Source organism: Arthrobacter rhamnosi, assembly GCF_054510855.1.
In genome coordinates this window covers 1-7,406 of the sequence record NZ_JBTNDT010000015.1, presented here as the reverse complement: position 1 = coordinate 7,406, position 7,406 = coordinate 1, and the positions used below count along the sequence as shown (strand labels likewise).

Annotated in this window: 6 protein-coding genes and 1 pseudogene; 4 read left to right on the top strand and 3 right to left on the bottom strand. The window is 62.7% G+C overall.

Annotation, left to right across the window (positions count from 1 at the left end; translation table 11 throughout):
- On the top strand, positions 1-197 hold a 197-nt coding region (locus tag ACX80I_RS17170), incomplete at its 5' end, for an FG-GAP repeat domain-containing protein (protein WP_459346314.1).
- A 299-nt stretch (positions 198-496) separates the two neighbouring features.
- Complete coding sequence (locus ACX80I_RS17165; protein WP_459346313.1) at positions 497-880, top strand: YbaY family lipoprotein; 384 nt, start codon at positions 497-499, stop codon at positions 878-880.
- Between the two features lie 222 nt (positions 881-1,102).
- Here the strand turns inward: ACX80I_RS17165 and ACX80I_RS17160 are convergent, their stop codons facing one another.
- A complete protein-coding gene (locus ACX80I_RS17160) occupies positions 1,103-3,283 on the bottom strand; it encodes a DNA/RNA non-specific endonuclease (protein WP_459346312.1) in 2,181 nt (726 codons plus the stop codon).
- A gap of 1,007 nt (positions 3,284-4,290) precedes the next feature.
- Here ACX80I_RS17160 and ACX80I_RS17155 point away from each other — a divergent pair.
- Both ACX80I_RS17155 and ACX80I_RS17150 read left to right on the top strand, forming a co-directional pair.
- Complete coding sequence (locus ACX80I_RS17155) at positions 4,291-5,289, top strand: hypothetical protein (protein WP_459346311.1); 999 nt, start codon at positions 4,291-4,293, stop codon at positions 5,287-5,289.
- A gap of 182 nt (positions 5,290-5,471) precedes the next feature.
- A complete protein-coding gene (locus ACX80I_RS17150) occupies positions 5,472-6,257 on the top strand; it encodes a hypothetical protein (protein WP_459346310.1) in 786 nt (261 codons plus the stop codon).
- A gap of 166 nt (positions 6,258-6,423) precedes the next feature.
- Here ACX80I_RS17150 and ACX80I_RS17145 read toward each other — a convergent pair.
- Positions 6,424-6,701: pseudogene (locus ACX80I_RS17145) on the bottom strand (DUF4913 domain-containing protein).
- 110 nt (positions 6,702-6,811) lie between these two features.
- Entirely contained in the window at positions 6,812-7,249 is a 438-nt protein-coding gene (locus tag ACX80I_RS17140; protein ID WP_459346309.1) for a TraM recognition domain-containing protein, read from the bottom strand.
- Positions 7,250-7,406: the final 157 nt, after the last annotated feature.

Sequence of the window (7,406 nt, the reverse complement as noted above, 5' to 3'; positions counted from 1 at the left end):
AGAAGCATCCGCGGTTCCTGGCGGATGTGACCGGGGATGGTAGGGCGGACATCGTGGGCTTCGGTGATGCCGGGGTGTGGGTGTCGCTGAACAACGGGGACGGCACGTTCAGGGCGCCGGTCAAGGTGGTGGACAACTTCGCGTACTCGGCCGGCGGGTGGCGGGTGGAGAAGCACCCCCGGTTCCTGGCTGGATGAGCTTGTAGCGCCCTGCTGGCTGATCTGGATCAGCCAATGCGCGGCCGACGGCCGAGCGAATCCCCTGCGGCCTACTACCCAGAGCCGTGGGTAGCAGGCGCCGACCCTTACTCGGCCCAATGAGTTCCACAACTACAGGACCGATGGAAGTGGACAGCGCTGGCTTACAACCCTGCTGCTGCCCTCGCTCGCACGTTTCCTTCGGATGACGGCAGGTCTGAAAACTCTCAGCAGCGGCTGGCAGCCGATCAATACGTTCTGCCTGCTTGTCGTGCCGGAAGTGGGCCGTTGCAGACACCATGACCTCGGGCCCGGAGGATGTTCACATGTCATTGATTCCCAGGGCGCTTTCAGGGACAGTCCTTTTCGACCCAGCGCGGCCAGTACCGCCGGGCACGGTACTCCACGTGATCGTCGAAGACACCACCCGCGCGGATGCCGCCGCAGGTGTCGCGGCCAGCCTCTCCCTCACCGTTGAACACCCCCCGGGCAACACAGGCTTGAGTTTCGTACTCTCCGTGCCGGAGGTGAACCCTAAGGTCCGCTACGAGGTGCGCGTACACGCCGACCTCGACGGGGACGGCCGCGTCAGTCGGGGCGACCAGATCTCCACGGTAAGCACCCCGGTCTTCACCGAAGGCCACCCCAGCAAAGTCACGATTCGCCTCGCCTCCGTGCCATGAGTTCCCAGCCAGCGTGAACGTAGCCTAGACGAACACAACTTGTGCACATGTTCCCCGGCCTGGGACATCAACTGTCTATGCAGAAATCGTCCGCCCGCATGGAGACGTCGAGCCACAGACTTGCCCGGCCTTCCGCCCGGCCTTCCGCCGGACCTCCCCACCAAGGGCCGGCGCCGGTGGCCGTCAGGTCCCGTTGTGTTGGACTCCGAGGGCCGGCCGCAGCTAGAGGTGCAGGTCGTCGAAGGTGCCCAGTTCACGGGCCGGGGTGCGGGTGACTAATGCTTCCTGAGCCCTGGGTAGGGGTGAGAAGTCCTCATTCATGGGGTCCCAGTCGAAGAGGTGGGAGAAGTTCAGGCCGGTGAGTTCACTGATACTGCGGACCGGGACCTGGAATGTAGCAGGGGTGAAGGATTCGGTGAGTATGTGCCCGACCAGTTCGTGCTGGCTGATCATGTAGGCGCTGGCGGAGTGCCCTCCGTCCGAGCGCTGGAATACCGGGATCTTCCAGAACGCCAGCGGGATCTGCACCCCCTGGAAGTCCGGGTCGTCCGCGCGGAGAACCGGGCCGGTGAATAATGTGAGCCGGAGCTTGTCGGCCTTGGCGGTTTCGAGCAGATAGTCCTCAAGGCCGGCCCAGAGCGAGGCCCCCTGGTTGAAGAGTTTGTGCTGAGGGGAGCAGTTGGTGAAGTGGAAGGTATCGTCGTTGGCTAACCGGGCGACCTTGTCCGGCCCCCAGGCCGGGTCAAGGCGCCGGACCAGATGCCCGCGGTCAAAGTCATTGTCCGCGTAGAGATCCTCACCGATCTGCTCCGCCTGCTCCAGTCGCGGATCGAAGTACCACCTATCTCTGTCGCGTTTGGGCGACTGGCTGAGCTGACCGTCGACGTTCACGACCGTGTACAGGGCCAGGCGTCTTTCCCTATGCATTACGAGGCTGAAGTGGTGGTAAGGCAGGACGGTTGCGTCCTGCCCCTCGGCTGCCCGGCGGTTCAGTGCAACACTCGCACGTTGTTCCTCCGTCAGGACGGGCAGGGGCACAGGCATGTGCAGGAACTCCGGGTCGTACCCTGCTCGCCCTGCGTAGTCGGGATCTATCGCGATGGCCTCTGGGGTCGCGGCCCCGCTGGTGCCAGGAATCGCATCCTGATCGGGCCCTGGGGGTGCGGTATCAGGGGCTTGCGCCAGCTGTGCCGCGCCGAACTGTACCGCGCCGAGCCGGACGGTGACCTGCAGTGGAATGGTGAGGGTAACTTCCCCGTTTACCGGTGCGGTGGGTTGCTCCTGCACCTGTTCCGTCCCGGGCTGGGATTGCTGTTTTTCCACCGGGCTTTGTGGCTCGACGGGATCTGAATTCGGGTCCAGGGCCTCCTTCAGCAGTGCCCGTTGATCAGTGTTCATTCCCTCAGCTAGCGTGTCCAGCCACGCCAGAATGCTGCTGATACGGATACCCTCATTGGCTATCCACTGGATCTTCAGTTCACCCTGCGTCTGGTCCCACACCGTGCCGTCTGCGGCCAGAATGTCCCCGGCGGCATTACGGGCAGGTACCCCGGAGTGATGCAGGCCAAGGAGTTCCCACTGGTTGTTGTACAGCGGCGAACCGGAGGAACCCGGTGACGTGTCAGTGTGGTAGTGCAGGAACTGGTCGAATCGGTCAATGAGTTCGTTCTGCTGAAGTGCGAGCTGTTTTTCCTGGCCTTCCGGGTGCTGGATGATGTTGATCGATTCACCCAGCAATATTTTGCCTTGGTCCCTGGAGGTGCGGTTGAAGCCGAAGGCAGCCAGTGGCATCGATGAAGTGGTCCCGTCGGCGCGTGACTGCGCGGCGACTGCCACCACGGTGACGTCCAGGGCCGGGTCTGTCTGGAAGAAGGCATCAGGTTCCAGGTCGAACTGGGATGTAGCCAGAGGACGGCCGCCGAGGTCATTTTGGAAGTTGAATTCCAGGCGGGAGAAACGGGCTGACTGCGCGTCGGGAAGAACGTGGTTGTTCGTCAGGGCCAGGCGCGGGGAGATCAGGAATCCGGTACCGAAGCCGCGGATCTGGATACGGTCGCGGACGATGACCCGCCCGACACTGCAGGAGACGGCCGTACCCAGTTCAAGGAACGCGATGCCCAGCAGGTTGTTTCCACCGATGATCCGCTCGAGCATATGAACATCCCCCACCGCACCGCCGGCTTTCGGGGAAGCGTCAGGGGTCGCGCTCAGCGCGTCCACGATTATTGGTTGACGCAGGATCCGCCGGGTACGCAACTCCACCCGATCGGGCGTGTCCACATCGAGGAGGCTGCCCTCGGCGGAATGTGCCACTGCGATTTTTTGTTCCGTGTCGGCTCGTGAGTCATGCCGTGTCTGGAACCGCGCATCGGTCGCGGTGATCACATGGTTCGGGATTTCCATGGGTTTGCTCCTTCGATGGTTGCTCAGCGCTGGCCTGTGGATCCCTTGGCATGCAAAGGAGCGTGAACCTGTTGATCATGACTGCGAGATATGTCGCCAGGACGTCTCTTCGAAGCTGGTGGGGCACACCATAGGAGGGGGTGCGTTATCGGTGCGTTATCGCGTTAATCGTGAACAACAATTCCGACCCTTCGGCAATCGTCATACTCTGGTGCCCTTCACCTCCGCCCTCGCCGTGGACGATGGCAACTCGGACCGAAGCAGTACCCGCTACGCTCACCCGGGGCGTCCCGTCGGCAGGAGAACTGCTGCGCGAGATACCCCTGTCGATAAGGCCTCACCGGGTGTGCCGGTAAGTTGCGGGCGCGGCGGGCTCATGTCCCCGCGACGCCGCACTACACCAAGGATGAGGGAGACTCGCCCGAGGCGATGATTGGTGCACCAAACAGCTTGCTGGCTTTTTGACGGCAAAGTTCATCCTATTTTCATTCCGCTTTCGCTGGCCTTCCAGACTCAAGCACTACGTGGGGCTTGATCGGGGCAGGATCCGAGGCGCCGGTAACGCCGCGGTAACGCCAAAGAGCGCACGGTTGTCAGCGCACGGATCGGTCGTGCACTTGCGCATGGTGACCCCGAGGCGGCGCAGAGTGATGGTGCACAAGCAACAAAGATCTCTTCGATCCCGGCCACAGCGGGCGGCAGCAACTATGTCCCTTGTCCTTGCCGTTCTGATCCCGGGGTGTAGTTGCGCTGGGCCAGCTGATCCAACCGAGCCTGGTGGTGGTGAGAATCAGCCCACGGTAACTTCCGACACGGAAGACGGTAGAGCTGACAACGGTGACAACAGAGGTAACGGCGGCTCCGCCAGCAGCGGTTCCGGCGGCAATAACGGTTCCGATGGTTCCAGCGAAGGTAAGGACGGCTCCGCCAGCAACGGTTCCAACGGAGGTAACGGCGGCTCTGATACTGGCGGGGATGATGAAAGCCCTGTGGTGTATGCATGGGGGTTGCCCGCAAGTGATACCAGCGTCAGGGGACAGGATGGACCCGCCTACGCCAGCCTGATGAGAGGGTGCCAGGAGGGGGAGGACTTTGTCTTCTCGGGTGCCCGCTACGGCTTCCGCAGCCCCCGCAACGCCGTGCTCTTCGCCGCCGGCGTAAGGATCTGTTTCGGGGACACTGCCGGTGGACAGCAGTATTTCAACCAGGCCCGGGACGGGTACGGCTTCGACGGACTTCTGCCCGAAGGGTTCAACGGGGTCGCACCCGAATGCGACGTATACAAGTCGGTGAGGAGTGTTCTCGAGCAGAAACCGCGCACCGACTTTTCGTGTCCCGGTGGGGAAGCGCCGCCGTACCGCGGTCAATACCCAGCTATCGACGACCCGTTGACCCTCGATATTGACGAGAGCACAAACGTTGATGAAACACCGGTGGTGTACGAGTGGGGACTACCCGCAAGTGATACCAGCGTGACGGGAAATGATGGACCTGCCTACAGCAGCCTGACCAGAGGGTGCCAGGAGGGCGAAGACTTCATCTTTTCGGATGCCCGCTATGGCTTCCGCAGCCCCCGCAACGTCCTTTTGTTCGCTGCCGGGACAAGGATCTGCTTCGGGGACATGGCTGGCGGACAGCAGTATTTTAACCACGCCCGGGATGTCTATGGCCTCGACGGACTCGCACCCGAAGGCGTCGCCGAATGCGACATGTATAAGTCGGTGCGCAGTGTTCTCGAGCAAAAACCCCGCACCGACTTCCCCTGTCCCGGAGGGCAGGCACCGCCGTACCGCGGCCAATACCCTGCCCTCGACGACCCCCTGACCCTCGATATCGACGAAAGCACTACCAGCGAAGGCAGTCCTCCTCCCGGCCAGGAAGCAGTCCCTCTGGACCAGCCCACACCGTCTCCCGAGCCCGAGCCCGAGCCCGAGCCCGAGCCCGAGCCCGAGCCCGCGCCCGCGGTCAGCGATCCTGCGGTGGCGCCCTCTCCCGCGGCGAGCTGATGAGGGGCAGCCCGCTCCGGCCGCGCATGCACTCTGCTTCCCGCCGGGGCCGGACGTACGGCCCCCGCGGGCCGGATCGTCCAAGCCCGGCTGCTTCAGCCCCGGAGGGGGAGGAAACCGCCCGGGATGGCCACGGCGACCTCCTACGCCGGGTGGCCGCGGGGTTGGGCAACGTGGGTGTATTGAGTGCGTTGCTGGTTTACTTCGGCTGGGTCCGCAGCGAAGTGCAGGCGAAACGCTTGGGCATCGATGAGAGCATCCTCGGCATGACCACTGTGGAGTACATGCTCCGCAGCGTCCGGCCGGTCTTGATCCTCCTTATCGTGGTCGCCCTCTCGGGGCTGCTGTGGACGATCGCGGACCATTGGCTCGAGACACGGGTGATAAGGAAGGGACCCGACGATGCCGTGTTCACATGGGCAACCAGACTTCTGCCGGCTGCCATCGTGCTTATTCCCCTAGGCATCTGGTCCGTGAGGGGAATTTGGCCAGCTTTCGCCTTCGTCTCCTTTCCCCTCGCCCTGGCGGCAGGCCTGCTGCTGTTTCTCTACTCCTTACAACTCAGGGGCGCCCTTCCGGAGCATGTCCCAATCTCCGAGGCACGCACACACTGGATGCGCCTCTGCACGGCGACCCTCGTTTGCGTGGCACTGTTCTCAACTGCTGCCAACTATGCGACCGTCGAAGGGACCGAGCTGGCCGGCAATTTCAAGCGGCAACTACCCACGCTCCCGGAGGTAGTGGTTCACAGTACGCGTCCCCTGAACATCGCGGCGCCAGGAGTCGACACCCGTCAGCTCGCGACTTCCGACTACGGATACCAGTACAGCGGTCTGCGATTACTGGAACGCACCGGCGGGCGATACTTCCTCGTGTCGCGGAGCTGGACCCCGCAGTATGGCGTTGTCATCGTCCTGAAAGATGACGAGGAAGGCGTTCGATTCGATTTCATCCGCGATGACCGCTAGCTCTGCAAAACTGACGGGCAATGCAGGAGTGCCCGCCCATAGAGCGGGTCATCCACCTGTGGGCGGATGGAGCCCGAAGGACAGAGCTCAAAGCCGTCCACCTGTGGGTGAGCCACTGAGTTAGTGTCGTCAGACCGGTACTCGTCCTCGGGCTAGTTCTGTGGAGCTACCAGGACCAGCCGATAGGTGGCTGATCGATCGCTAGGACTCTCCGAGCAGTTTTGAGAACGTGCGTCGTCCCGCACTCCTCAAACGGTCCTCGTTTCGCGAAAAGGACGGCGGCGTGGCGGTCGTAGTGGTCGATCCACCACGACGACATCCCACCATTTGCTGGGCCTCGAGCCACTGCTCGTACAGTCCCCGGAACCGGTCGACGGCTTCGGGGTGGTTCCACCACTGGGAGCACCAGTACTGGTTTTGCGACCGGTCCACCGACTCGAGCATCGCCACCAAACCCTCGACCCAGTCCACGAGTTCCTCGGGTGTGAAGGCGAAGTCCTCTCCCCGGTCGTTGTAACCGTTAGGTTCGAGGGCCGGTGTGGCGTCGGGTTTGGTCATTCGTGTTGTCCTGCCTGCGTCGTCTTGATGCGTTCGACCGTTGACCCGATGCGGGCGCTGATGGTCTTGTCACGGAACCAGGGCACGGTGCGCACGATGGTCCCACCACCGGTGGAGGTCTTCACCCACGCCCGGTTTGCCGGGAGCTCGGAGAGCTGGGAAACGGACATGATGTCCCGCCGCTGGGTCTGCACGGACCGGGATGACCCGTTTCTCGAGGTCGAGGAGCTGCGGATTTTCGCGTCGTACTGGCCGATGGACTTGGAGAGAGATTCGAGGAACTGTGTGTCGCCGGATCCGCCGCCGTAGACCTTGATTGCGGCCGCGGACCAGAGGGTGTCCCACCCGGTGCGCTCGAGTATGGCCATGCCCTGCCCGCGGGTCTGGAAGTAGGTGCTGACCCGATGCCCATTGCCCCGTAGAACGAGTACCACCCAGGGAGTTGCTTGAGTGGAAGCTGTCGAGCATTCGCGTCAACAATACTGGTACGCGTGCGTATTCGATTTCGAACTATTCGTGGTTTTTGGCCGGTGTTGTAGGTCGGAGTGCACCCAGTTGTAGGTGAGCAGGGTTCATGCGTGACCGGGATCG

Excerpts from the sequence above, each read along its gene's own strand:
- ACX80I_RS17160 (WP_459346312.1), bottom strand. The coding sequence starts at position 3,283 with ATGGAAATCCCGAACCATGTGATCACCGCGACCGATGCGCGGTTCCAG.
- ACX80I_RS17165 (WP_459346313.1), top strand. The coding sequence starts at position 497 with ATGACCTCGGGCCCGGAGGATGTTCACATGTCATTGATTCCCAGGGCG.